Annotated in this window: 21 protein-coding genes, 1 tRNA gene and 3 pseudogenes; 18 read left to right on the forward strand and 7 right to left on the reverse strand. The window is 62.6% G+C overall.

All coding sequences use genetic code 11. The annotated features are described in order from the left end of the window. Window positions 1–242: 242 nt before the first annotated feature. The gene (locus EN804_RS07530; protein WP_135919031.1) at window positions 243–1,685 is read right to left on the reverse strand and encodes a DUF1254 domain-containing protein; all 1,443 of its coding nucleotides are present in this window, start codon (window positions 1,683–1,685) and stop codon (window positions 243–245) included. Between the two features lie 446 nt (window positions 1,686–2,131). Here EN804_RS07530 and EN804_RS07535 point away from each other — a divergent pair. From EN804_RS07535 to EN804_RS07560, 6 genes and pseudogenes are all read left to right on the forward strand, one after another. After that, a pseudogene (locus EN804_RS07535) lies at window positions 2,132–2,747 on the forward strand (DUF3300 domain-containing protein); the annotation flags it as partial. A gap of 289 nt (window positions 2,748–3,036) precedes the next feature. Next, on the forward strand, window positions 3,037–3,786 hold the full coding sequence (locus EN804_RS07540; protein ID WP_127278206.1) for a hypothetical protein: 750 nt from the start codon (window positions 3,037–3,039) through the stop codon (window positions 3,784–3,786). Between the two features lie 318 nt (window positions 3,787–4,104). Beyond that, window positions 4,105–4,498 (forward strand): annotated as a pseudogene (locus EN804_RS07545) (leucine zipper domain-containing protein); the annotation flags it as partial. A 291-nt stretch (window positions 4,499–4,789) separates the two neighbouring features. Then, window positions 4,790–6,043 (forward strand): alpha/beta hydrolase, encoded by a 1,254-nt coding sequence (locus EN804_RS07550; RefSeq protein WP_245520989.1) that lies wholly within the window; start codon window positions 4,790–4,792, stop codon window positions 6,041–6,043. Window positions 6,044–6,147: 104 nt separating this feature from the next. Then, window positions 6,148–7,167 carry a DUF4105 domain-containing protein gene (locus EN804_RS07555; protein WP_135919033.1) on the forward strand — a complete coding sequence of 340 codons (1,020 nt, stop codon included), beginning with the start codon at window positions 6,148–6,150 and terminating at the stop codon, window positions 7,165–7,167. 145 nt (window positions 7,168–7,312) lie between these two features. Beyond that, window positions 7,313–7,436: pseudogene (locus EN804_RS07560) on the forward strand (IS3 family transposase); the annotation flags it as partial. A 158-nt stretch (window positions 7,437–7,594) separates the two neighbouring features. On the opposite strand, the gene EN804_RS07565 reads toward EN804_RS07560, so the two are convergent. Then, window positions 7,595–7,684: transfer RNA gene (locus EN804_RS07565), tRNA-Ser, on the reverse strand. 372 nt (window positions 7,685–8,056) lie between these two features. Here EN804_RS07565 and EN804_RS07570 point away from each other — a divergent pair. The 3 genes from EN804_RS07570 to EN804_RS07580 all read left to right on the forward strand — a co-directional run bounded on the left by EN804_RS07570 (window position 8,057) and on the right by EN804_RS07580 (window position 10,471). Next, window positions 8,057–8,776 (forward strand): DUF2569 domain-containing protein, encoded by a 720-nt coding sequence (locus EN804_RS07570; protein ID WP_246693381.1) that lies wholly within the window; start codon window positions 8,057–8,059, stop codon window positions 8,774–8,776. A gap of 130 nt (window positions 8,777–8,906) precedes the next feature. Next, window positions 8,907–9,230 carry a hypothetical protein gene (locus EN804_RS07575; RefSeq protein WP_127280665.1) on the forward strand — a complete coding sequence of 108 codons (324 nt, stop codon included), beginning with the start codon at window positions 8,907–8,909 and terminating at the stop codon, window positions 9,228–9,230. A gap of 251 nt (window positions 9,231–9,481) precedes the next feature. Then, window positions 9,482–10,471 carry a BMP family ABC transporter substrate-binding protein gene (locus EN804_RS07580; RefSeq protein ID WP_127280664.1) on the forward strand — a complete coding sequence of 330 codons (990 nt, stop codon included), beginning with the start codon at window positions 9,482–9,484 and terminating at the stop codon, window positions 10,469–10,471. A 62-nt stretch (window positions 10,472–10,533) separates the two neighbouring features. Here the strand turns inward: EN804_RS07580 and EN804_RS07585 are convergent, their stop codons facing one another. Together EN804_RS07585 and EN804_RS07590 are read right to left on the reverse strand one after the other, a co-directional pair. Further along, a complete protein-coding gene (locus tag EN804_RS07585) occupies window positions 10,534–10,932 on the reverse strand; it encodes a hypothetical protein (RefSeq protein ID WP_135919035.1) in 399 nt (132 codons plus the stop codon). A gap of 22 nt (window positions 10,933–10,954) precedes the next feature. Beyond that, window positions 10,955–11,161, reverse strand: coding sequence for a SlyX family protein (locus tag EN804_RS07590; RefSeq protein ID WP_123151274.1), 207 nt, complete (start codon window positions 11,159–11,161; stop codon window positions 10,955–10,957). A 216-nt stretch (window positions 11,162–11,377) separates the two neighbouring features. Here EN804_RS07590 and EN804_RS07595 point away from each other — a divergent pair, with 216 nt between their 5' ends. The 6 genes from EN804_RS07595 to deoA are packed head-to-tail and all read left to right on the forward strand — an operon-like array spanning window position 11,378 to window position 17,641. Beyond that, on the forward strand, window positions 11,378–12,910 hold the full coding sequence (locus tag EN804_RS07595; protein ID WP_127869965.1) for an ABC transporter ATP-binding protein: 1,533 nt from the start codon (window positions 11,378–11,380) through the stop codon (window positions 12,908–12,910). Next, entirely contained in the window at window positions 12,907–14,046 is a 1,140-nt protein-coding gene (locus EN804_RS07600) for an ABC transporter permease (protein WP_127280035.1), read from the forward strand. Before EN804_RS07595 ends, EN804_RS07600 begins: the two co-directional genes overlap by 4 nt. Window position 14,047: 1 nt before the next feature. Next, a complete protein-coding gene (locus EN804_RS07605; RefSeq protein WP_127280034.1) occupies window positions 14,048–15,019 on the forward strand; it encodes an ABC transporter permease in 972 nt (323 codons plus the stop codon). Between the two features lie 53 nt (window positions 15,020–15,072). Beyond that, window positions 15,073–15,465: a cytidine deaminase gene (cdd, locus tag EN804_RS07610; RefSeq protein ID WP_127280033.1), complete on the forward strand. Its 393-nt coding sequence runs from the start codon at window positions 15,073–15,075 to the stop codon at window positions 15,463–15,465. A gap of 47 nt (window positions 15,466–15,512) precedes the next feature. Continuing rightward, window positions 15,513–16,322 (forward strand): purine-nucleoside phosphorylase, encoded by an 810-nt coding sequence (locus tag EN804_RS07615; protein WP_135919036.1) that lies wholly within the window; start codon window positions 15,513–15,515, stop codon window positions 16,320–16,322. Next, window positions 16,322–17,641 carry a thymidine phosphorylase gene (gene deoA / locus EN804_RS07620; RefSeq protein ID WP_135919037.1) on the forward strand — a complete coding sequence of 440 codons (1,320 nt, stop codon included), beginning with the start codon at window positions 16,322–16,324 and terminating at the stop codon, window positions 17,639–17,641. The genes EN804_RS07615 and deoA overlap by 1 nt, the downstream gene beginning before the upstream one ends. 7 nt (window positions 17,642–17,648) lie before the next feature. On the opposite strand, the gene EN804_RS07625 is transcribed toward deoA, so the two are convergent. The 3 genes from EN804_RS07625 to EN804_RS07635 all read right to left on the reverse strand — a co-directional run bounded on the left by EN804_RS07625 (window position 17,649) and on the right by EN804_RS07635 (window position 20,191). Next, window positions 17,649–18,212 carry a TIGR02281 family clan AA aspartic protease gene (locus EN804_RS07625; protein ID WP_135919038.1) on the reverse strand — a complete coding sequence of 188 codons (564 nt, stop codon included), beginning with the start codon at window positions 18,210–18,212 and terminating at the stop codon, window positions 17,649–17,651. A 225-nt stretch (window positions 18,213–18,437) separates the two neighbouring features. After that, complete coding sequence (gene upp, locus EN804_RS07630; RefSeq protein ID WP_027143010.1) at window positions 18,438–19,067, reverse strand: uracil phosphoribosyltransferase; 630 nt, start codon at window positions 19,065–19,067, stop codon at window positions 18,438–18,440. A 149-nt stretch (window positions 19,068–19,216) separates the two neighbouring features. Then, on the reverse strand, window positions 19,217–20,191 hold the full coding sequence (locus EN804_RS07635) for an adenosine deaminase (RefSeq protein WP_127280962.1): 975 nt from the start codon (window positions 20,189–20,191) through the stop codon (window positions 19,217–19,219). Window positions 20,192–20,324: 133 nt separating this feature from the next. Between EN804_RS07635 and ubiE the strand changes: the two genes are divergently transcribed. The 3 genes from ubiE (at window position 20,325) to coaBC (ending at window position 24,297) form a co-directional block, all read left to right on the forward strand. Continuing rightward, complete coding sequence (ubiE, locus tag EN804_RS07640) at window positions 20,325–21,101, forward strand: bifunctional demethylmenaquinone methyltransferase/2-methoxy-6-polyprenyl-1,4-benzoquinol methylase UbiE (RefSeq protein WP_127280961.1); 777 nt, start codon at window positions 20,325–20,327, stop codon at window positions 21,099–21,101. A gap of 70 nt (window positions 21,102–21,171) precedes the next feature. Next, window positions 21,172–22,746, forward strand: coding sequence for a 2-polyprenylphenol 6-hydroxylase (gene ubiB / locus EN804_RS07645; protein WP_135865708.1), 1,575 nt, complete (start codon window positions 21,172–21,174; stop codon window positions 22,744–22,746). 84 nt (window positions 22,747–22,830) lie between these two features. Further along, the gene (gene coaBC, locus EN804_RS07650; RefSeq protein ID WP_210236363.1) at window positions 22,831–24,297 is read left to right on the forward strand and encodes a bifunctional phosphopantothenoylcysteine decarboxylase/phosphopantothenate--cysteine ligase CoaBC; all 1,467 of its coding nucleotides are present in this window, start codon (window positions 22,831–22,833) and stop codon (window positions 24,295–24,297) included. The last annotated feature ends 15 nt before the right edge of the window (window positions 24,298–24,312 follow it).

The raw sequence follows: 24,312 nt of genomic DNA on the forward strand, positions 1-24,312 counted from the left end.
TTCTCGAACGCCGCCCCGCAATCATTCGCTTGTCTTAGGTCGATGCAGGCGGGATGGAGCTTGCGACTGAAGCGCCGGTCATGAGAGCGGAACAGGGCGATCATGACATGCCTTGCGCTGGGCAAAGTTGGAACCAGATCGTTGAGGACATGGAGTGTTCCCGCGCCACGGTCAAGCCGGCCAAGCGGTTTAAGGAGGCCTCGGGGGCACAGTCTACCCCCCCCTCAGCCTCGCCACGTCACTCAGCTCACCTTCTTGACAGGCGGGATAGTCCACGAACCGTCAATGATCGAAGGGTCGCTCTCGTTTGGCCAGTAGGTCCGCATCATCAGGACGAACTTGCCCTTGGGCGCAGGCAGCCAGTTGGCCTCCTTGTCTGCTCCAGGGCTCTCGTTCTGGATCAGGAGGTCAATGGAACCATCGTCATTGGCTTTCAGCGGCTGGCGGGGGCTGATAGAATAACGGTTGAGCGGGTTGTCGACGAAGAAGTAATCCGCGTCGTACATAGTCACTGACCAGAAGCCTGTTACCGGAGGGGTCAGACCCTTCTTGAAGGTCAGGACGTATTTGTCCGAACCCGAATAGGCCCTGTTGATCAAGTCGCCATGCGACTTCATGGAGGTCGGATAGATCGCGTCCTGCGGACGATTGGCGCCAAGGCCAATGGCGGTCACGAGCGCGCGCTGGATATAGTTCGTGCCGTAGATGCCGGTCTTGGTTGTGAAGCCCCAGCCATTGATTTGCTTCACGTCGCCGTCACTGAACTTGAAGTGCAGCATGATGCGGTCGAAGGCGATCTGCGGGACGCGCGTGGCGAAGGCAGGATTGAACTTCGTCTTGTCGAAATCCTGCCCCGGCACGATGCCGATTTGTGCCATTTTTTCCACCATCGGTGCGTCAGCCTCCGTCGGCGGATTGGTCTTCATCAGTTCGGCGAGCAGCGTGAAATACTCGACCGCATCCATCTTGTTGACTTGATCGCGGACCGCCGTTTTCATGTCGATCGACTGGTCGACCTTGCCGGGAGGCGGCGTCCATTCCTTGCCGTGGGCGCTCAGCGGATAGAGCTTTACCTCGTCCTGCACCTTGTGAACTGCCGCATAGTCCTCGGGCGTGCCTGTGCAATAGATGCGGCCGAGCAGCCAGACGATGCTGGTCGGCGATTTGTACTGCTTGACCCCGTCCGGCAGCGTGCCTTCCCAGCCAGGGCCGGTAACGGCAAAGGTCTGCGCGCCTGTTCCGGTGGTCCGCTTTCCCGGCACGTCGAAGACCGTCGTCCAGCCGTCGAGCATGGGGAACAAGGCGTAGCGGTCCTGCAAGTCCGGCAGGCTGACGACCCAAGGCTCCTTGCCGACGTCCAAGAAGGCCGTGGTGTACAGCGTGTCGGCGTTGGGAGCTGTCACATCCCGGAACTGTGCATTAGGATATTCGCGCACCTTGATAAGATTCCCCATCGGAGCCTTGGTTCCCTTGGGTTTGGCAACATTTGTTATAACCCGGCGAGTCATCTCCATCGTGACCAGCGGATAGCCGTAAGTGTAAGCCTCGACCGCGAGGCCGAAATCATCCGATCCTTCCATCAGATCTCCAACCAGACCCTCTGCGTGGCCACTCGTGGGCCTCTGCGAAGTTGCAGCAAGCAGACCTAAGCCGCCAAGCGAGACGGCGCGACGCGATATGTTCATAGCTGGCACTCCGAGTTTTGACGTGTGTTTGACGCTACGGCACCATGCATCGAGAAACTAGGTACTGCATGTATCTTACGGGATCATACAGGCGTCGATTGTCGTGAAAGCAAACAAGGTCGCGCACCAGCACGTTAAGTGTCAAAAGCCGCGCAGGGAGAGTTCCCCGCCTGGCGCCGAAGCTCCTTGATGAGGCTGGCACAAGACCGTTGAATGCCGCTGGGGTCGCGCAGCTTACGCCTCGCGTACCAAGCGGTTGCTGAGGAAAGCCGGCTTCACGTCGACTGATCCACTGGCACGAGCTGCCCAGTCTGCACGTAGCATACAGTTAACTACCTTCCCCATAAGAGGGGAATGCTCCAGCATCGTGCCAAGGCAGAAGGTATTTGCCGGGACTGGCAGCACGACTCGCTGGCAGCCACCCTGAAATCGCTTGGAGGACGATAATGGAACGCAAGTTTCCGCGCTGGCGCGCCGGCGCCGGCATTGTGGCCGCTATTGCGCTTCTCGTCTGCTCCAGTCCCGCCTCCTTCGCGGCCGCCCAGAATAAGACAGTCGCCGCGGATAGCGGCACGGGCGCCCAATCTCCCGAACCGCTTGACGAGGATGAACTTGAAATCCTGGTAGCGCGCGTCGCACTCTACCCCGATGAACTTGTCGCACTTATTTGTGAGGCGTCGCTGTACAGGCTGCAGATTGTAGAGGCGAGCCGGTTCCTGGATCAGGTGGCCAAGAAATCGGACCTGAAACCCAAAGAAAGCTGGGACGGCAGTGTAATCTCGCTGCTCAACTATCCCGAGATCATTAAAATGATGAGTGACGATCTGGATTGGACCCAGACGTTTGGCGACGCGTTAACGTATCAGCAAAAAGACGTACTGGTCGCGATTCAGCAGTTGCGCGACAAGGCGGAGGCCAAGGGCCGACGACAAGGTCACGGTTGTCGAAGAGAACAACAATGTCGTTATCCGGTCCGCGAGTACGGACACGATCTATATCCCGCGGTATGAACCGGCCATGCCGTACGCTACCGCTTATCCCCTTGCGCCGATTGCCTACTGGGCTAAAAGTCCCGACAGCGGACCCGACGGCTTCGGCTTCCGCACGGGAATTACCCTGCTGTTCCCGAAGTAGGCTCAACACTGTCCGTGACAGCCACGAGCAATGGACCGCTACGAATGAAGAACGACCGGAAGCCGATATCCATTAGCTGAGCCGCGCGAATACGTATATGTTGTCACTGCGGCGCAAGACGTTCGCATCGGACAAGAAGTAAAAGACGGATTTTAGAGGGGACTTCGATATGGGAATCATCCGAGCTCTCGTGCCGGCTTTGGCGGGGATAGTGGCAGTGCTGGTTGCGGCGCCGGCGATCGCGGCAGACCTTGCACCTCCCGAACCCACGCCTGCACCCGCGCCGGTCTGGACCTTCACGGCAGAGCCCTATTTCTGGATGGCAGGCATGAACGGCAGGGTCGGCGTCAGGGGCCTGTCGCCGGCGGATGTCAATGTCGATTTCAGCCAGATTTTCAACCACATCGATTGGTCTCCCCCGCCGGTCATGCTTGCCGGTGAGGCGCGCAATGGCCGCTACGCTCTATTCACCGACTTCATATACCTGGGACTCGAGGCCGATGGCACATCGCCCGGCCCGTTGGCTGCTCTTTCGGCCGAAGCGAAGATGAACATGGTGCTGTGGACCTTCGGCGGCTCCTATCGGGTCGTCGACAATGGCACCGCGACCTTGGACGTTCTGGCCGGCGGACGGCTCTGGTACCTGGATACGGATTTGACCGTTACCGGCCCTCTCGCCACGAGGGAGGCCAGCGGTAGCAAGACTTGGGTCGACCCTCTGATTGGTGTGGCCGGCAATGTTGCTCTCGGCAACGGATTCGGCCTCCATGGCGAGGCGGATGTCGGTGGCTTCGGTGTCGGCGCCGACATCGATTGGCAGGTGCTGGGCACGCTTCAATACCGGTATAGCGATTCGGTCACGCTGGAAGCGGGCTATCGCTACCTTGCCGTAGACTACGACAACGACGGATTTGTATTTGACGTGGCAATGCAGGGACCAATCATCGGCGCCAAATTTCGGTTCTGATCGGATCGGTGATGGCAGGTCAAATAGATCGCGATCGCGTATTTGAGGTAAGGAAGCAAGAGCATCGCGAAGTTCGCTATGGCGGTTCCGTGCTGATCGTTTTCGCTCCCGGTAGCAGGGGCGGCCTTCTCGACCCGAGAACGCAATGTTCTGGTCGGTGGGAAGGAAGCTCCTCGTCTATGCGGGGCGCAAGATCACCACAAACTCCCTCGCGATGAAGTTTCATTTTAGCTAGGTGTGAGCTTTCAGGAGGTTGCTCATTCGGCCCCGACCGAGAAAGCGGAGATTGTCGAAGCTTCAGTGATTCTCGAAGGACGAATGAACATCCACAAGAATGCCCGTCTGACGCCGCTGCGTCGAGAGGAGATGGCCGCGACGTTGTTGAATGCCGTCTTTCCAAAGCCGATGCGGCGCAGACATACGGGGTGACGGCGAAGGTGGTGGCGCGCTGGGTGGAGTGCTTCCAGATCGGGGGAAGCGCCGGCATGCTCGACCATTCCTCGCGGCCCAAGACAAGTCCGAGGCGAGCCGTAGCCGCGGTGGCAGATGCGATTGTGCGCTGCGCGGGCAGCGCCTGACCGGCAAGCACATTGCTATGCAAACCGGCGTGTCCGAAGCGACGGTGGGGCGAGTGCTGGCACACGCCGGACTGTTACGGCTGAAAGACCTGGTACCGGCCGAGCCGGCGCGTCGCTATGAGGGCGAGCGTCAAGCCAATCAGCCTGTGCCCGGGAGTGGTGCTCTATTGGGCTGAGCGCTCGGGAGCGAGCCCTGACAGATTCAGTTTCCGCACCGTCGTTACACTCCTACTCGCAAAGAAATAAGTCCGAAGCCAACCAGCAGAGAATACCAGATGCTACGAGCGCCATGCATTTGCATCAAGTATCAAAGCGGGGCTGCTTTCGAGCCGTGCATTCGCTTGGGGACAACTTCGAAACGGGAGGGGAGTTTGGGAAATTGTTTTGTGAGCCTATCCAAAGTCAGGCATGTCAGCAGCGTTTTGTTGGCGTCGGCTTTGGCTGCCCTGTTGTGGGGGTGCGCGTCCCGTCCGACGAATGTGCTGTTGCCAGTGGCCGAAACGTCCCCTTCGGCTAGCAAGGTGGAGATGTTGGTGGCGACGACCCGCAGTCGTTCCTCGAATCCCGCTGAGATGTTTACGGGCGAGCGCGGATTGGCCCCCTCGTTCGCGGAAATTACAGTGTCGATCCCTCCGGCATCGGTTCGCAAGGTCGGCGAGGTCGCGTGGCCCAAGAAACTTCCATCAAACCCGGCAACCGATTTCGCGGTCGTTCAGACCGACGATTTGACCGTCCAGACAGCGAAGGGATGGCTCCACGCATCTGTCAGGAAAAGCCGGGACCATAGTGTTTTGGTCTTTATCCATGGTTTCAATAACCGATTCGAAGATTCGGTTTATCGTTTTGCGCAGATCGCTCACGATACAGGCACCGACAGCGTGCCGATCCTGGTCACCTGGCCCTCTCGTGGGAGCGCACTTGCCTATGGATATGACCGCGAAAGCACCAACTACACCCGTGATGGCCTCGAACTGTTGTTCCAGTTTCTCGCGCGCGATCCTGACATAAAGGAAGTCTCGATCCTCGCCCATTCAATGGGTAACTGGCTTGCGCTGGAAGCCTTGCGCCAGATGGCTATCCGCAACGGCGGCCTGCCGGCGAAATTCAAGAACGTCATGCTGGCTGCCCCTGACGTCGATGTCGACGTGTTTCGCACGCAAATTGCCGACATGGGCAAACCGCACCCCCAGTTCACCCTTTTTGTTTCGCAGGATGACCGCGCGCTGGCGATTTCAAAACGGGTCTGGGGCGATATCCCGCGGCTCGGTTCAATCAACCCGGAGCAGAGCCCATACAAAGAGGAATTCGCGAAAAACAATGTAGTGGTCATCGACCTGACCAAAGTCAAATCCGGAGACAAGTTGAACCATGGCAAGTTCGCCGAGTCACCCCAGACCGTCCAACTGATTGGGGCTCGAATTGCCGGCGGCCAGAATCTCACCGACAGTAGGGTTGGCCTGGGCGACACGATCATTCAGGCAACGACCGGAGCGGCAGCAGCGGCGGGCAGCGCGGCGGGGTTGGTGATCGCGGCACCCGTGGCAGTGATCGATCAGAACACCAGGGAGAACTACGGCCGTCAGGTCAACGCTCTCGCAGGTTCCCAGAACAGCCAGAAAGCGAAGGCTGGCAAGAATTGCGTTGTCTCCTCTCCGACTATCCAAGATTGCAGGAAATAGCCATTCGGCGAAGCCAAGTGGCAGTACTGAAGCCGATGAAGGACAGACCATACGCATCTGCAGGAACGGCGCTGCGTTCCGTCCGGCTGAAAAGGGGGGAATGAATGCGTGGCGTCGCGCGAATCTCAATTGCGATCGTCCTTTCACTAGTCGTTACAATCTTGACCGCCTGGGCCGGCCTTGCGATGTGGTACCGCCTGCCTTTCGCGGAGCCCGGACGGGCAGTGGCCTGCATCCTGTTCATCTTGTTCGGCTTCACCATCATCATCGCGCTCTTCAGCCGGATCCGCTTCCGGGCGCTCGCAGTGTTTGTGGCTGCGTTTGCTGCGGTTCTGGTTTGGTGGAGCACCATCAAGCCTTTGGCCCACGCCGACTGGGCGCCCGATGTCGCCCGTCAGGTAACCGGCACCTACGACGGAAATCGGTTGACGTTAAAGGACGTGCGCGCCTTCGAATGGCGCAGCGACACCGATTTCACCGAACGCTGGACAACGCGGACGTACGATCTCTCCAGCATCCAGACCGTCGACCTCTTCATGTCTTATTGGTCTGGGACCAAAATCGCTCATGTCATCATGAGCTTCGGCTTTGCAGGAGGTGACTATCTTGCCTGGTCCATCGAGGTGCGGCGGCGTCGCGGTGGCGAGTTTTCGCCCATAGCAGACCTGTTCAAGAGCAATCCCCTGGTCATTATCGCGGCCGACGAGCGTGACGTGGTCGGCGTCAGGTCGAATGTACGGGGAGAGGACGTCCAAATCTATCGACTAAAGGCGTCGCCTGACGCAGCCCGGACGCTCCTTCTGGAATATCTCTCTGACGCAAATGCGCTTTCCGCGGCTCCAAAATTCTACAATTCCATCACGACGAACTGTACGACGACGATCGTCAAGATGATGCGAGCGGTCGGTGACGTGGTCCCCCTCGGCTGGCGCCTAATCGTCAACGGCTATCTTCCCGATTATGCCTATGCACGGGGTGCACTCGACACCCGCATGCCATTGTCAGACTTGAGAGCACTAGCCCACATCGACGACCGTGCGCGGAAGTCAGGCCTTTCGCCAGACTTTTCAAGACTAATCCGTATTGGCGTACCGTCTCCGTCTCGAAGCGGGTACGCCCCTTGAAGTGCTATATCTCGATTGTCGAAACTGAATCAGTAGGCCAGATGTCGGCCTAAAGAAGCTGCTGAAGCGATGCGGAATCGCGTCCCCGCCGCAGGATACTGGAACAAAGTTCGTGTCGGAAAGAAGGTGCCCGCATTACCCAAGGCGCCACCGCGGCGGCCGCAAACGGGCGATCGGGACTAGAGCGCCGATGCTGGTGCCGCTGAGTGCCGACGAGCGCTGACTTCGTATCGGACCAGCCCACCGACGGGCGCCGCTTCCGCATCATGATCTCGATGAGTCCAAGATATCGTTTTATGATGGGAATGGCGCCCCGGCCGGATGTCTCATGCCGTCGCAGCTGCCTAAATCAATAGCATCCTAATGATGGGTTCTTTGGCGGGTAAATTCTGAAATTCACTATAAGTTGTTGATTTTTTTGAAGATATGGCGGAGAGAGCGGGATTCGAACCCGCGTTACGGTCTCCCGTAAACACACTTTCCAGGCGTGCGCCTTCAACCACTCGGCCACCTCTCCGTCCTTGCATTTTTCGCGACGGCCGGTTTCGCCGCGCGGGTTGGGGACAATGCAGTCCCTTCAGGGAGCCGGTACGCGATATCAGCGCCGTGGGTGCCGCCAACCAGCAAGCACCTTCCCCTCGCACCTAAGCCGTCAAAGCAACAGGCGCGGGGCTCATCTAGTCGATCCCGCGCCGAATGCCAAGCCATAACGGCAGTCTATTCGCTTTGCCGGCCACACAGTGCTTCGCGAGGCCGCCGCGGCATCCGTTTCGAGGTGCCGACGCCCCGAATGATGTGCACAGGCAAGGCCGCAAGACCGGCCGCGCTTGACTTCGCCGCCGGCCACCTGTCGAGTGACGTTGAGGCTTTGCGGGGGCATCGTCCGGACATGACATCAAGCAATGAACAACCGGGCAGCGGGCAGGCGCCAGTCGGGCGGCCAGGCAACGACCTGTCTTATGTCCCGGTGGGTTGGCTCATCTTCGTCATGGCGTGGTCGGTCTACGGCCTGGCCTCGGCCTGGTGGCTGACCGGCGACTCCGGCCTGCCGGACAGGATCTTTTATTTCCTCCTTGGCGGGCTTGCCGTCGACATCATCACCATCCTGTGGGGGCTTTACCTGCTCGGCCTTGCCTTTGGCCGCTCGGCGCGCTTCCCGCGCCAGTTCATCATCTGGCAGGTGGCGACCATCGTCTGGGTGCTGGCGAGGCAGGCCTATGTGCTTGCCGTGCCCGATTTCGTCTTCTCCGCCAGGAGCCAGTTCATCGGCGGCGCCGAAATCGCCATCGGCCTGCTCTGCATCTATCTGCTGCGCCGCGGCTCCGGCGCCGAAGGCGTCTATGCGAGGCCTCCGACCGAAGCGCCGTCGGTCTTCGTTTCCATCGTCGCTGCCTTGCTCGGCATCATCCTGGGCGCGGTCATCGGCGCCGTTGGCGGCTTCCTGGCTGGCTCGGTGATTGCCGATGTCGCCGAGGTCAGTTGCTTCGAGGGCGGCTGCGGCTACTTCGCCGCCTTCATCGGCTTGGCCGGGCTGGTGGTCGGCGCCATTGCCGGCGGCATCCTTGCCGTCTGGCTCGTTCACCGCCGCGGGCGCAAGCCAGCCGCGTAGGGTTCAGAAAGCGCGAACCTTCAAATTCGCGTATCGCGATTGCGGACAAACCGCACGCATTCTATGTCTGGTGCGGGACATGTGCCGGAGGCTCCTGGTCAGCTCCAGGATGAACCGGGGGAGAGCCTTGATGTTTCGCTTCGTCTTTCGTCTTGCGGCCATGGTCGCGCTGTCGGTTTCCGTCATCATGGCGGTGCTCGACACGACGCGCACGGTGGCGGCTTCGGCCCTCGTGCTGACCCCGCTCAACGCCAGCTGGCTGGCTGTCTCGCCGGACACGCGGGCGGCCTTCGAAACCTATGTCCGCGCCAAGGCCAGTCCGCTGCTGTGGGATGGCGCCGTCGCCTGGGTGCTCAACCAGCCGGGCTTTGCCGTCTTCGCGGTGCTGGCCTTCCTGCTTTACGCCATCGGCTACCGGCGGCAACGGCGCACGGGACAGTTCGCCGCGAACTGACCCATCGGCATCGCCCGCGCCATTCCGGCCACCTCCCGACGGCTTGCGCGCAAGGATCGGATCGCGGCGCGGCGTGCCCATGGCATGCTTTTCCAAAAGGTCAAAATTCCGCGTGAATTTTGTTTCGGGCCGTGCCAGATTGCCCGGGAGCGGGAGGGGAATACACTCCTGGCTAACGTCGTTTGCCTGCCGGAGAACCGGGCAGACAGGCGGTGCGTAACGGAAAAAATAACCGACAGGGTGTGGATCACATGAAACGTATCGTTCTCGGCCTCCTGGCCGCAACCGCAATGGTTCTTCCGGCTTTCGCCGCGGATGTCCAGCCGGCCATCCTCTATGATCTGGGCGGCAAGTTCGACAAATCCTTCAACGAGGCGGCCTACCACGGCGCCGAGAAATTCAAGACCGAGACCGGCGTTGCATATGTGGAGTTCGAAGTGTCGAACGCCTCGCAGCGCGAGCAGGCGCTGCGCCGCTTCGCCGAGGACGGCCGTAACCCGATCGTCATGGCCGGCTTTGCCTGGGAGGACGCCCTCAAAGCGGTCGCAAAAGATTATCCCGACCTGAACTTCGCCATCATCGACGATGCCGTCGACCTGCCCAACGTCCGTTCGCTGGTGTTCAAGGAGAATGAAGGCTCCTATCTCGTCGGCATCCTGGCGGGGATGGCCTCTAAGTCCAAGAAGGTCTCCTTCATCGGCGGCATGGACATCCCGCTGATCCGCAAATTCGAATGCGGCTATGTCGGCGGCGCCAAGGCGGCAGGCGCGACCGATGTCATCCAGAACATGACCGGCGACACGCCGGCTGCTTGGAACGATCCGGCCAAGGGCGGCGAGATCGCCAAGACGCAGATCGACCAGGGCTCCGACGTGGTCTATGCGGCGGCCGGCGGCACCGGCGTCGGCGTGCTGCAGGCGGCGGCTGATGCCGGCAAGCTCGGCATCGGCGTCGATTCCAACCAGAACGGCCTGCAGCCCGGCAAGGTGCTGACCTCGATGATGAAGCGTGTGGACGTCGCCGTCTACAATGCCTTCATGGACGGCAAGAACGGCACCTTCAAAGGTGGCGTGCAAAATCTCGGCCTCAAGGAAGGCGGCGTCGACTACGCCATGGACGACAACAACAAGGCGCTGGTGACCGACGAAATGAAGGCGGCGGTCGAAAAGGCCAAGGCCGACATCATCGCCGGCAAGATCCAGGTGCACGACTACACAGCCGACAACGCCTGCCCCTATTGATCGGCGGCACCATACGGCAATGACTGGAACCGCCGGGCAACGCCTGGCGGTTTTGTGTCGGCCTACAGCTTGCCGGCGAGATAACCCAGCGCGAAGGCCGCGATCAGTGCCATAGCGACCACGTACCCACGCTTGCCGCCCAGCGCGTGCACGCCAACGCCGTACGGCTGTCGGGACAGGCTTCGGATCACTGTCGGCGGTTTGGCATCGTTGCCGCCCAGGCCAACGCTGCGCATTTGCGGCAATTCGGCGAGGCGTTGCGTGACCAGCGCCCAATGATTGGCGCCAGCTGGTTTTTCGGCACGGTCGAAAACATGCATGCGTTCGGCGAGTTGCACCACCGCGTCGCGGAAGGCAGGGTCGATCTCGAGATCGCGCTCGGCCCGCTCGCGCTCGGCATCGTTCATCAGGCCCAGCACATAATCGCCGGCCCTTGCGATGCGGTCGCTTTCACCGGCCATGGCCAGGCCCCTCCCCTTCTCCTCACCAGTGTGGCGGTTTGGTCACCGGCACATCCGGTGCCGCCTGCTCTTCAAGGGCCAGGAAGCGGTCGGTCAACGCATCGAGCTTGCGCTGCATGCGTTCGATCACCTTCCACTGCTCGGCAATCTGGCCCGACAGTTCCTCGATGGTCTTCTCCTGCTCGGCGGCGCGGATTTCCAGCGTCGTCAGCCGGTCGGCGGGCATGATCATGCAAAGTCCCCAGTTCGTGCCGCGACACCTTGCGCCGCAACGTCAAATCGACCTCGCCATATTAGCGAATGCGAGAGCTTCGGCCACGTTCGAAATTGACAAGCGCGCGCGGATTTGTCGAGAGTGGACGCTGCTCCGGACAATTGGCATGGGCGGAGCGTCATGCTAGGCATTTTGACCAAGCGATAAAAAAATAAGAGTGGGACAGGCTGCATGGCGCAAGCCGCAATCGAACTGACAGGCATCAACAAAAGTTTTGGCGCGGTGCGCGCCAACCGCGACATCAATCTGGAGATCGCGCGCGGCACTATTCACGGCATCGTCGGCGAGAACGGAGCCGGCAAGTCGACGCTGATGTCGATCCTCTACGGTTTCTACCAGGCCGACAGCGGCGAGATCCGTGTCGGCGGCAAGCCGGCGTCGATCAAGACCCCCAACGACGCGATCGCGCTCGGCATCGGCATGGTGCACCAGCATTTCATGCTGGTCGACAATTTCTCGGTGCTGGAGAACATCATCCTCGGCGCCGAAACCGATGCGCTTCTGAAGAGCAGCATCGCCAAGGCGCGCTCCGAGCTTGACCGGCTGGAACGCGAATACGGGCTGGAAGTCGATCCCGATGCGATCATCGAGGAACTGCCGGTCGGCCTGCAGCAGCGCGTCGAAATCCTGAAGGCGCTTTATCGCGGCGCCGAAATCCTGATCCTCGACGAGCCGACGGGCGTCTTGACCCCGGCCGAGGCCGACCACCTGTTCCGCATCCTCAGACAGTTGAAGGAACAGGGAAAGACGGTGGTATTGATCACCCACAAGCTGCGCGAGATCATGGCCATCACCGACACCGTGTCGGTCATGCGTCAGGGCACGATGGTGGCGACCCGGGAGACCAGGAAAACCACCGTCGAGGAGCTGGCCGAGCTGATGGTCGGGCGGCGCGTCTTGCTCCGGGTCGAAAAGGGCGACGCCGAGGCCGGTGCCGTCAAGCTCGCGGTCAAGAACCTGACGGTCAGGGATTCCCGCGGCGTCACCATGGTCGACGACGTCTCCTTCGACTTGCGCGCCGGCGAGATCGTCGGCATCGCCGGCGTCGCCGGCAACGGCCAATCCGAATTGCTCGAGGCGATTTCCGGCATCAGGCACGCCGTTTCCGGTTCCGTAATGCTCGAGGGCAAGCCGATCGATCTCACCGGCAAGGCCGATCCCGGCGAATTGCGCGACCGCGGGCTCGCCCACGTGCCGGAGGACCGCCACCATGTCGGTCTGGTGCTGGCCTTCGAGGAAAACGAGAATTCCATCCTCGGCTACCACGACGATCCCCGCTACCTCAGGGGACCGTTCCTCAACATCGACGCCATCATGGCCGATGCCAAGGACAAGATCGAGAAATACGACATTCGTCCCGGCAACCCGCGCCTGAAGACGGCCAATTTTTCCGGCGGCAACCAGCAGAAGATCGTGCTCGCGCGCGAAATCGAACAGGACCCCGGCGTGCTGATCGTCGGCCAGCCGACGCGCGGCGTCGATGTCGGCGCCATCGAATTCATCCACAAGCGCCTGATCGCCATGCGCGACCAGGGCAAGGCGGTGCTGGTGGTCTCGGTCGAACTCGACGAGATCCGTTCGCTCTCCGATCGCATCCTGGTGATGTTTGCCGGCCGCATCGTCGGCGAGCGCGGCCCCGAGGCGACCGAAGGCGAGCTTGGCCTGCTGATGGCCGGTGTCGAGCATCAGGAGGCCGCGCAATGAGCACGCCTTACGCCAAATTGCCGGCCTGGGCCGACTACGGGCTGATCCCGCTGATCAACCTGTCGGTCGCCTTCATCGTCGCCGGCTTCGTCGTCATGCTGGTCGGCGAAAACCCGTTCCGCGCCGCCGTCATCCTGGTCGAAGGCGCCTTCGGCAAGGGAACGGGCATCGCCTTCACCCTCTTCTATGCCACGACCTTCATATTCACCGGGCTTTCGGTGGCGGTGGCGGCGCATTGCGGCCTGTTCAACATCGGCACCGAGGGCCAAGCCTACATCGCCGGCCTCGGCATCGCCATCGTCTGTCTTTCCTTCGACAGTACACTGCCCTGGTGGCTGACTTTTCCGCTGGCCATCGTGGCCTCGGCGCTCGTGGGCGCGTTGTGGGCGTTGATCCCCGCCTACCTGCAGGCCAAGCGCGGCTCGCACATCGTCATCACCACGATCATGTTCAACTTCATCGCCGCCTCGATTATGGTCTACCTGCTGGTCGGTCCGCTGAAACCGGCAGGGTCGCAGGCGCCGCAGACGCGCAACTTCCTCGCCGGCGCCGAACTGCCGAAGCTCAACTGGATCATCGAACTGTTCGGCGCCAAGATCCGCTCGGCCCCGCTCAACATCTGCTTCCTGCTGGCGCTGGCGATGGCCTTCCTGGTCTGGCTGCTGATCTGGCGCACGAGGCTCGGCTACGAGATGCGCACCTATGGCCACAGCCCGAAGGCGGCCCGCTATGCCGGCATTTCGGAAACGCGCATCATCATCACCGCCATGATGATCTCGGGCGCGCTGGCCGGCATGATGGCGCTCAACCCGGTGATGGGCGACCAGCACAATGTCGCGATCGACTTCGTCTCGGGCGCCGGCTTCGTCGGCATCGCGGTGGCGCTGATGGGCCGCCTGCATCCGGTCGGCATCGTGCTGGCGGCGATCCTGTTCGGCATGCTCTACCAGGGCGGCGCCGAACTCGCCTTCGAGATGCCGGCGATCAGCCGCGACATGATCGTCATCATTCAAGGCCTGGTCATCCTTTTCGCCGGCGCGCTGGAGCACATGTTCAGGCCCTATATCCAGGCTCTGTTCGCCTCGTTCAGCCCGAAATCGGTGGGCATGCAGGCTGTCAACGGGAAGGGCGCCTGAGATGGACATCTTCAACGCAATCATCCAGGTGCTGGACTCGACCATCCGCCTGTCGGTGCCGCTGCTGCTTGCCTGCCTCGCCGGCCTCTATTCGGAGCGGGCCGGCATTTTCGACATCGGCCTCGAAGGCAAGATGCTGGTCGGCGCCTTCGCGGGGGCTGCCGCGGCTTCCGTGTTCCACTCGGCGCTTATCGGTCTCGGCATGGCGGTCCTGATCTCTGTCGCTTTCGCGCTGGTGCACGGCTTTGCCTCGATCACCCATCGCGGCAACCAGATCGTTTCGGGCGTGGCGATCAACTTCGTCGCCGCCGGATCGACCATCATCCTCGGCCAGGCCTGGTTCCAGCAGGGTGGCCGCACGCCGGCGCTGCAACCCGGCGAGCGGTTCGAGGCGATCATCTGGCCTGGCGCCGACGCGGCCAGGGACGTGCCGATCATCGGTCCGATCTACGCCGAACTGATCTCCGGCCATTCGATCCTCGTCTATTTCGCCTTTGCGATGGTGCCGTTCACCTGGTGGGTGCTGTTTCGCACGCGCTTCGGCCTCAGGCTGCGCGCGGTCGGCGAAAATCCGGCCGCGGTCGACACGGCTGGCATCTCGGTCGCCTGGCTGCGCTATCGGGCGCTGATCTGCACCGGCATCCTGACCGGGTTCGCCGGCGCCTATCTTTCGATGGTGCAGAATGGCGGCTTCGTGAAGGACATGACGGCGGGCAAGGGCTACATCGCGCTGGCCGCGCTGATCTTCGCCAAATGGAAGCCGGTCAACGCCATGTTCGCCTGCCTGCTGTTCGGCTTCCTCGACGCGGCGTCGATCCGCCTGCAGGGGACACCGCTGCCCATTGTTGGCAAGGTGTCGGTGCAGTTCATGCAGGCGTTGCCTTATGTGCTGACCGTCATCCTGCTCGCCGGCTTCATCGGCAAGGCCATCCCGCCGCGCGCTGGCGGCGTGCCTTACGTCAAGGAACGCTAGGACAAGACTCCCCACGCCGGGTTTTGGACACGATCATCGGAGAGAACACCTGAATGTCGCATGATCTGTTCGAAGCGGCCAAGGCCGCCATGGCCAAGGCCTATGCGCCCTATTCGAAATTCCCGGTGGGTGCCGCCTTGCGCACCGAGGACGGGCGCGTCTTCACCGGCGCCAACATCGAGGTCGCCTCTTATCCCGAGGGCTGGTGCGCCGAGACCACCGCGCTTGGCCACTACATCATGGGCGGCGGCGGCAAGATCGTGGAAATCGCCGTCCTTGCCGAACGCATGGCGAAATGCTCGCCGTGTGGCGGCTGCCGTCAGCGGCTGGCCGAATTCTGCCGCCCGGAAACGAAACTCTACCTCTGCGACAACACCGGCGTGGCCGAGACCGTGACCATGGGCGACATGCTGCCCTATGGCTTTCGCGGCGATATCCTCAAATGACGCGTTGGCTCACATGCAAAGCTGGCTCAAATGAAGCGTAGGCCGAGATGACGGAAAAAGCGCTGGACCATCTTATCGAAAGGCTGGACGGCCTGGCGCCGTCGACCGCGCTGGTGCTGGGTTCGGGGCTGGGCGACCTTGTCGACCGGATCGAGGATCCCATCCGCGTCTCCTATGCCGCCCTGCCCGGCTTTCCCAGAAGCGGTGTCAGCGGCCATGCCGGCGAAGTGGTCGCCGGGCTGTTTGCCGGCGTTCCGGTGCTGATGCTGTCCGGCCGCGCCCACTACTATGAGCATGGCAACGCCGCGGCGATGCGTCCGGTGCTGGAAGTGCTTGCCGGCATCGGCATCACAAAACTGATCCTCACCAACGCAGCCGGCTCGGTCGATCCGGACATGCCGCCGGGCTCGGTGATGCTGCTCACCGATCACATCAACTTCTCCGGCACCAATCCGCTGATCGGCGAGCCGAGCGACCGCCGCTTCGTCGGCCTGACCGAAGCCTACGATGCCGGCATCCGTGACGCGATCGAACGCGCGGCCAAGGCGACGGGCACAGCGCTGCACAAGGGCGTCTATATGTGGTTCTCGGGCCCCTGCTTCGAGACGCCGGCCGAAATCCGCATGGCGCGCACCATGGGCGCCAACGCCGTCGGCATGTCGACCGTGCCGGAAGTCATTCTCGCCCGTTTCCTCGGTCTGCGCGTAGCCGCCTGCTCGGTCATCACCAATTTGGCCGCCGGCATGACCGGAGCCGAGCTTTCGCACCAGGAAACCAAGGACATGGCGCCGGTTGGCGGATCGCGGCTGGCAACGGTGCTGCAGCGCGTGTTCCGTGACGGGCTGCTGGAGAGCTGATGCTTCCCCAGGAAATCATCCGTCACAAACGCGACGGCCACAGGCTGGCGCCTCACGAGATCGCCGCCTTCATCGACGGCGTGACGTCGGGCACCGTAACCGACGGCCAGGTCGCGGCCTTCGCCATGGCGGTGTTCTTCAACGGCATGAACCGCGACGAGGCCGTGGCGATGACGCTTGCCATGCGCGATTCCGGCGACGTGCTCGACTGGTCGGATTTGCCAGGCCCCGTCACCGACAAGCATTCGACGGGCGGCGTCGGCGACAATGTCTCGCTGATGCTGGCGCCGATCGTCGCCGCCTGCGGCGCCTATGTGCCGATGATCTCGGGCCGAGGCCTCGGCCATACCGGCGGCACGCTGGACAAGATGGATGCCATTCCCGGCTACACCAGCCAGCCCGACATCGCGCTGTTCCGCAAGGCGGTGCTGGAAACGGGCTGCGCCATCATCGGCCAGACCGCTGATCTGGCACCCGCCGATCGCCGGCTCTACGCCATCCGCGACGTGACCGGAACCGTGGAATCGGTGCCGCTGATCACTGCATCGATCCTGTCGAAGAAGCTCGCGGCGGGCCTGCAATCGCTGGTGCTCGACGTCAAGGTCGGCAACGGCGCCTTCATGGAGAAATCCCGTGATGCGACCGCGCTCGCCAACAGCCTGGTCGAGGTCGCCGGCGGGGCTGGGCTGAAGGTCTCGGCGCTGATCACCGGCATGAACGAACCGCTGGCCTCGGCCGCCGGCAATGCGGTCGAGGTGCGCAATGCCGTCGATTTTCTGACCGGCCGCTTGCGTGACCGGCGGCTGGAGGATGTGACGCTGGCGCTTGCCGCTGAAATGCTGCAGTCGGCGGGGCTGGTATCGTCCAACCAGGACGGCATGCGTCGCGCCACCGAGACGCTGGCCAGCGGCCGTGCCGCCGCCACCTTCGCGCGCATGGTGACCGAGCTTGGCGGTCCGGCCGATTTCATCGAGAAGCCGGAAAAATACCTGCCCGAGGCGGCAACGGAATTCGCCGTCAAGGCGACGACAGAGGGTTTCGTCACGAATATAGCCACCCGCGACATCGGCCTCGCCGTGGTCGGGCTGGGCGGCGGGCGCACCCGGCCCGACGACAAGATAGATTCCGCCGTCGGCATCACCAGGCTGCTGCCCATAGGCGCGGAAGTAAAAGCCGGAGACGCGCTAGCGCTGATCCATGCCCGCTCACCGTCCGATGCCGAAGCGGCAGCCGCGGCGGTGCTTTCAGCCTATGCGATCGGTGCTTCGAAGCCGTCCGCCGACAAGTCGGTCATCCGGCGGATTCTGCCGCGCGGCTGACTGCACCCTACTGAACCAACAGCAGCGTGCCGTTCTCGGCCTGGTATTTGCCGAGCCGATTGAGAAAACTCATACCGATCAGGTTGGTGCCCAGTGCCTTGTCGTCGAGCACGATCGCCTGCACTCCGTCGACGCTGATGCTGCCGATCTGCAGGCGGTCGATCATCACCACGGCTGCCTTGATGGTGCCGTTGGCGGTGTTGACCTCGTGGCTGAAATCGGAGGGATTGAGCGACAGCCCGATCCGGCGTGCCGTCGACATATTGACCGCCACCAGCGTCGCACCGGTGTCGATCATGCCGTCGACCTGACGGCCGTTGAGCCTGAAGGTGGACGAAAAGTGTCCGCGCCCGTCCGCCGCAACCACGACCTTGCGGCCGGTTGGCAGCGGCGCCACCGGCTTGTCGGGAGCGGACGCCAGGCTGACCTCGGGTTGCGTCTCGGCCCCAGGCTTGGCCGTTACCGTCGATCTCAGCAGGTTTTCGAATATTCGCGGATTCGACTGGTAGACAACCGGGATCGATGCCGACGCACCGGCAAAGACGCTGAGGATAAGGAGCTTGCGCAGCATGGATCGGCCTCGCCGCATGACCCCGAAAATCGAGATCGATTTTCGGAAAGGCTCATGCGCAAAAAACAAAGTGCTACAGCGTCCTTTTGTGCGTCCGAATGGACGCACGGCGCTGTAGTGAGAGCCGATTCATTAGCGCTGGATGGTGTTTGCCGCTTTAACGCGTGCCGAAACCGCGTCTTTGCGTAAACATTTGGTAAATCATACCAAGCACTTTGCTTGGTATTACTTCGTCCCGTACATGCGATCGCCGGCGTCGCCGAGACCAGGCATGATGTAGCCCTTCTCGTTGAGCTGGCGATCGATGGACGCGGTGAAGACCGGGACATCCGGATGTGCCTTGGTAAAGCGCTCGATGCCTTCGGGCGCCGCCAGCAGGCACAGGAAGCGGATGTTGGTGGCGCCGCGCTCTTTCAACTTGTCGATCGCCGCGATCGCCGAATTGGCGGTCGCCAGCATCGGGTCGACGACGATGACCAGCCGGTCGCCGAGATCGCTTGGCGCCTTGAAGAAATACTCGACAGCCTCCAGCGTTTCGTGATCGCGGTAGAGGCCGACATGGGCCACGCGGGCCGCCGGCACCAGGTCGAGCAGGCCTTCGAGCAAGCCGTTGCCGGCGCGCAGCACCGAGGCGAACACCAGCTTCTTGCCCTCCAGCGTCGGAGCTTCCATCGTCTCCATGGGCGTTTCGATCGTTGTCGTCGTCAATTCGAGATTGCGGGTGACCTCATAGCCAAGCAGCAGCGATATCTCGCGCAGCAGCCGCCGGAAGCCGGCCGTCGAGGTCTCCTTCTTGCGCATGATGGTCAGCTTGTGCTGGACAAGCGGATGGTCGACGACGGTGACGCCCTTCATGATGTTCTCCTGATGCGGTGTCGCCCGAAACCGCGCGCATGGACCCTTTCGGACCTGTCGCGCTTCAAGCTGCTTGGGCGAACCCTAGCGGTATTGGACCGGCCAAGGAACCGCTTGGCCCGCATCGACCACAGCTTTGTCGGAAGAAATCAGCGAGCGGCGCTGTTCAGCCGGCCAAGAAGCGCTGCTTTGGTCTTGCGGTCGACGAAAGCCGCCTCGATAGCCGTCCTGGTGACCGCGGCGAGCGCTTTCTCATTCATCGCGAAATGCTCCGCCGCGATGTCGTATTCGCGCTTCAGCGAGGTCCAGAAATAGGGCGGGTCGTCGGAGTTGAGCGTCACCTTGCAGCCCGCCGCCTGCAGGGCCGGAAACGGATGATCGGCGAAACTGTCGAACACCTTGAGCGCGATGTTGGAACCGGGGCAGCACTCCAGCACGACGCCCTCGTCGGCGATGCGCCGGACAAGGTCGGGGTTTTCGATGGCGCGCACGCCATGGCCGATGCGCGATGGGCGGATATGGTCGAGTGCCGCCTGGACGGTCTCCCAGCCCGTCAGTTCGCCGGCATGGATGGTGATGCCGAGCCCCGCCTCGCGGGCGATCTCGAACGCCCTGACATAGTCTTCCATGTCGCCCATGCGCTCGTCGCCGGCGACGCCGAAGCCGGTGACCAGCGGATGGCCGCAGCGCGCCGCGAAGCGTGCCGCCCGCTCTATCGATTCAACGCCGACATGGCGCACGCCGGTGACGATCATGCGGCCCTCTATGCCGGTCTTGGCCTTGGCGCGCAGCATGCCTTCGCCGAGCGCGTCGGTGTAGGCCTTGGGTGACAGCCCGGCTTTCGTCGCGTGGTCCGGCGAGGTGAACACCTCGGAGTAGATTGCCCCGTCGCGGGCCAGGCTGGTCAGATAATGGTCGGCCAGCCGCGCATAATCCTCCTCGGTCCGGAACAGGTCGGCGGAAAAGTCGTAGGCCGCCAGAAAGGAGGTGAAATCGTGCCAGACGAAGGAACCGTTCTGGATATAAGGCGAGGTATCCTTGCCGTATTTCTGCGCCTGCCGGATGACGAGCTCGGGCGCCGCTGCCCCTTCAATGTGGCAGTGCAGTTCCGCTTTCAAAGGCATTCAAACATCCCGTCGGTCAGTCCAGGTCTTGAAACCCACCACCTGGAAGCGCGGCTGAACACCGCGCCTTAAACAATAGCGCCCGCATCATCGATCGGCTATGGTCCCGCCGGTTTTATGACGGATCAAAAAAATGTCAGTTGAGAGAACCACGGCCGCCGGCGGCATGGAAACCTCCTATGGTTTCAAGCGTGTAGGGGAAGGCGAGAAGCAGTCCCTGGTCAACGATGTTTTCCACAAGGTCGCCAACCGCTACGACCTGATGAACGACCTGATGTCAGGCGGCCTGCACCGGCTGTGGAAGGACGCCATGGTCGCCTGGCTCAATCCGCCCAAGCGCGCCGGCTGGCGCGTGCTCGATGTTGCCGGCGGCACCGGCGACATCGCCTTCCGCATCGTCGATGCCAGCCATGGCCATGCGCATGCCACCGTGCTCGACATCAACGGCTCGATGCTCGCCGTCGGCCGCGACAGGGCTGAAAAGAAGAGATTGTCCGGCAACACCGACTTCGTCGAGGCCAACGCCGAGGAACTGCCGTTCCCTGACGCCAGTTTCGACGCCTACACCATCGCGTTCGGCATTCGCAACGTCCCGCATATCGACGTGGCCCTGGGTGAGGCGTTCCGTGTGCTGAAGCCCGGCGGCCGCCTCCTGTGCCTGGAGTTTTCCGAGGTCGAGATGCCGCTGCTCGACAAGGTCTACGAAGCCTGGTCGTTCAATGCCATTCCCAAGATCGGCAAGATGGTCACCGGCGACGGCGAGCCCTATTCCTATCTGGTCGAATCGATCGCGAAATTCCCCAATCAGCAAAACTTCGCGGCGATGATTTCCCGCGCCGGCTTCGAGCGCGTCTCCTTCCGCAACTATTCCGGCGGCATAGCGGCCCTGCATTCGGGCTGGAAGCTTTGAAGCCGTCGCCCATCTCCTGCACGCGACGCGCCTTGCGCCAGTTCGATGAACCGGTGGGGCGGACGCGGCCATGAGCACCGTCAGCGCGGGATTCCGGCTCATACGGGCCGGTTGGGTGCTGGTGCGCGAGGGCGTCGTCGCTGCTCTGCCCGGCGAGGAACTGTCCGGCCTGCCCAAATTCGGCTGGCGGCTGGCGCGGCTGTTCACCCGCCGCCGCGCGCTCGCCTATGAGCGCAGCGATCGGCTGGCGAAGGCGGTGGTCCGGCTCGGCCCTTCCTACGTCAAACTTGGCCAGTTCCTGGCGACGCGGCCCGATGTCGTCGGCAACGACATGGCGCTCGATCTCGCCATGCTGCAGGACAAAATGCACACCTTCCCGAAGGCCGAAGCGATCGCGGCCATCGAGGCCTCGCTCGGGCGCAAGGTGGGCGATCTCTATGCGCGGTTCGGCGATCCCGTTGCGGCCGCATCCATCGCCCAGGTGCATACCGCCGACACCATGCATGACGGCGTGGCCACCCAGGTGGCGGTGAAGGTGATCCGGCCGGGCGTTCGCCGCCGCTTCTTCCACGATCTCGAAAGCTATTTTCTCGCTGCTCGCCTGCAGGAAAAATACATCCCTTCCTCGCGCCGGCTGCGGCCGGTCGAAGTGACCGAGACGCTGGCCCAGACCACCAGGATCGAGATGGACCTGCGCCTCGAGGCGGCGGCACTCTCCGAACTCGGCGAGAACACCAGGGATGACCCCGGCTTCCGTGTCCCAACCGTCGACTGGGAGCGCACCGGCCGCGACGTGCTGACCATGGAATGGGTCGACGGCATCAAGATGAACAACATCGCCGGCCTCGAAGCCGCCGGCCATGACCTGAAGGCGATCGCCGCCAACCTCATCCAGTCCTTCTTGCGCCATACGCTGCGCGACGGCTTCTTCCATGCCGACATGCATCCGGGCAACTTATTCGTCGAGGCAAACGGCACCATCGTCGCCGTCGATCTCGGCATTGCCGGGCGCCTCGGGAAGAAGGAGCGCCGCTTCCTCGCCGAAATCCTCTACGGCTTCATCACACGCGATTATCTGCGCGTCGCCGAGGTGCATTTCGAGGCCGGCTATGTGCCGCGCCAGCACAATGTCTCTGCCTTCGCGCAGGCGATCCGTGCGATCGGCGAGCCGATCCACGGCCAGCCCGCCGAAACGATTTCGATGGCCAAGCTTTTGACGCTGCTGTTCGAGGTGACCGAACTCTTCGACATGGCGACGCGGCCTGAATTGATCCTGCTACAGAAGACCATGGTGGTGGTCGAGGGCGTGGCGCGCACGCTCGACCCGGCCTTCAACATGTGGAAGACCGCCGAACCGGTTGTCGGCGGCTGGATCGCCGGTAACCTCGGGCCGCGCGGTCTTATGGTGGATGCCCGCGACGGAACCAAGGCGCTGCTGGCGCTGGTGCGCCAGGCACCGGAGCTTGCGGCGCGCACTGACCGGCTGTCACGCGAAATCGACCTGATGGCGGAGCACGGGCTGCGCTTCGACGAGACCACCGCCCGCGCCATCGGCAAGGCCGAGGCGCGCTACAGCCGATCCGGCCGCGTGGCGCTGTGGGTGATCGCGCTGACGCTGGTCTATATTGCCTGGAAGCTACTTTAGGCCTCCGAGGGGGGCCGGCGGCTTGCGGCAGTTTGATTGCATTGCTATCATCGCTATCAGGCAAGATGAGTAGAGTGCAATCATATGGCCAGCATCACCATCCGCAACCTTGACGATGAGGTCAAGGAGCTGCTGCGCCGGCTGGCGGCGGAAAACGATCGCTCCATGGAAGAACAGGCGCGGGTGATGATCCGGGCCGCTGTCGACGGCCAGGTCGGCCCGGTAGGCCGTCTCGACCAGATCGAGAAAGCCCTCCACGAACTGGCCAATTCGCAAGGCACCCCGGCGTCAGCCTTGGCAGGCAAGAGTTTGCCGCGAGGCACGCTTTCCAACAAACGCATCCTGCTGATCATCGGCGGCGGCATCGCCGCCTACAAGGCGCTCGACCTGATCCGCAGGCTGCGCGAGCGTGGTGCGGCGGTGCGGGTGGTCATGACGTCGGCGGCGCGGGAATTCGTGACGACGCTGTCGGTCGGTGCGCTCTCCGCCGACCATGTCTTCACCGACCTGTTCGACCGCAACGATGAACACGATGTCGGCCACATCAGGCTGTCGCGCGAAGCGGACCTCCTGGTGGTGGCGCCCGCCACCGCCGACCTGATGGCCAAGCTCGCCAATGGCCACGCCAACGATCTGGCCTCGACCGTGCTCATCGCCACCGACAAGCCGGTGCTGATGGCCCCGGCGATGAACCCGAAGATGTGGTCGCATCCTGCCACCCGCCGCAACCGCGCGACATTGGGCAAGGACGGCATCGCCTTCGTCGGCCCCGCCAAGGGTGAGATGGCCGAGAGCAACGAGGCCGGCGAAGGCCGCATGGCCGAACCGCTGGAGATCGTCGCCGCGGTCGAGGCGCTGCTCGATGCCGGCCCCAAGCCGCTGGCGGGGCGCAAGATCATCGTCACGTCAGGCCCGACACACGAGCCGATCGATCCCGTGCGCTATATCGCCAACCGGTCGTCCGGCAAGCAGGGCCACGCCATCGCCGCGGCATTGGCGAGGCTCGGCGCCGACGTGCGCCTCGTCTCCGGTCCCGTAGGCATCGCCGATCCGGCCGAGGTGAAGACCGTCCATGTCGAACGGGCGCAGGAGATGCGCGACGCGGTGGAACAGCTTCTGCCCGCCGACGCCGCGGTGTTCGTCGCCGCAGTTGCCGACTGGCGCACCGAGAATTCGGCCGGCGAGAAGATCAAGAAGGTCGCGGGCGAAGGCCCGCCGGTGCTGCGCATGGTCGAGAACCCCGACATCTTGGCGGGCATCGGCCACCACAAGCAGCGACCAGGTCTGGTCGTCGGCTTTGCCGCCGAGACGCAGGATCTCTTGCGCAACGCCGAGGCCAAGCTCAGGAAGAAAGGCGCCGATCTCATCGTCGCCAACGATGTGTCGCAGGCCAGCGGTATCGGTCCTTCAGGCGTGATGGGCGGCGATCGCAACCGGGTGCGGATCGTGTCGAAGGCCGGCGTCGAGGAATGGCCTGAAATGACCAAGGACGAGGTGGCGGCGCGGCTCGCCGCGCTCATCGCCGAGCGGTTGAAAACGATCGTCGTCTGACAAGTGTCGGCGCAA

It is taken from the genome of Mesorhizobium sp. M8A.F.Ca.ET.161.01.1.1 (genome assembly GCF_004792105.1).
Classification (GTDB): Bacteria; Pseudomonadota; Alphaproteobacteria; order Rhizobiales; family Rhizobiaceae; genus Mesorhizobium.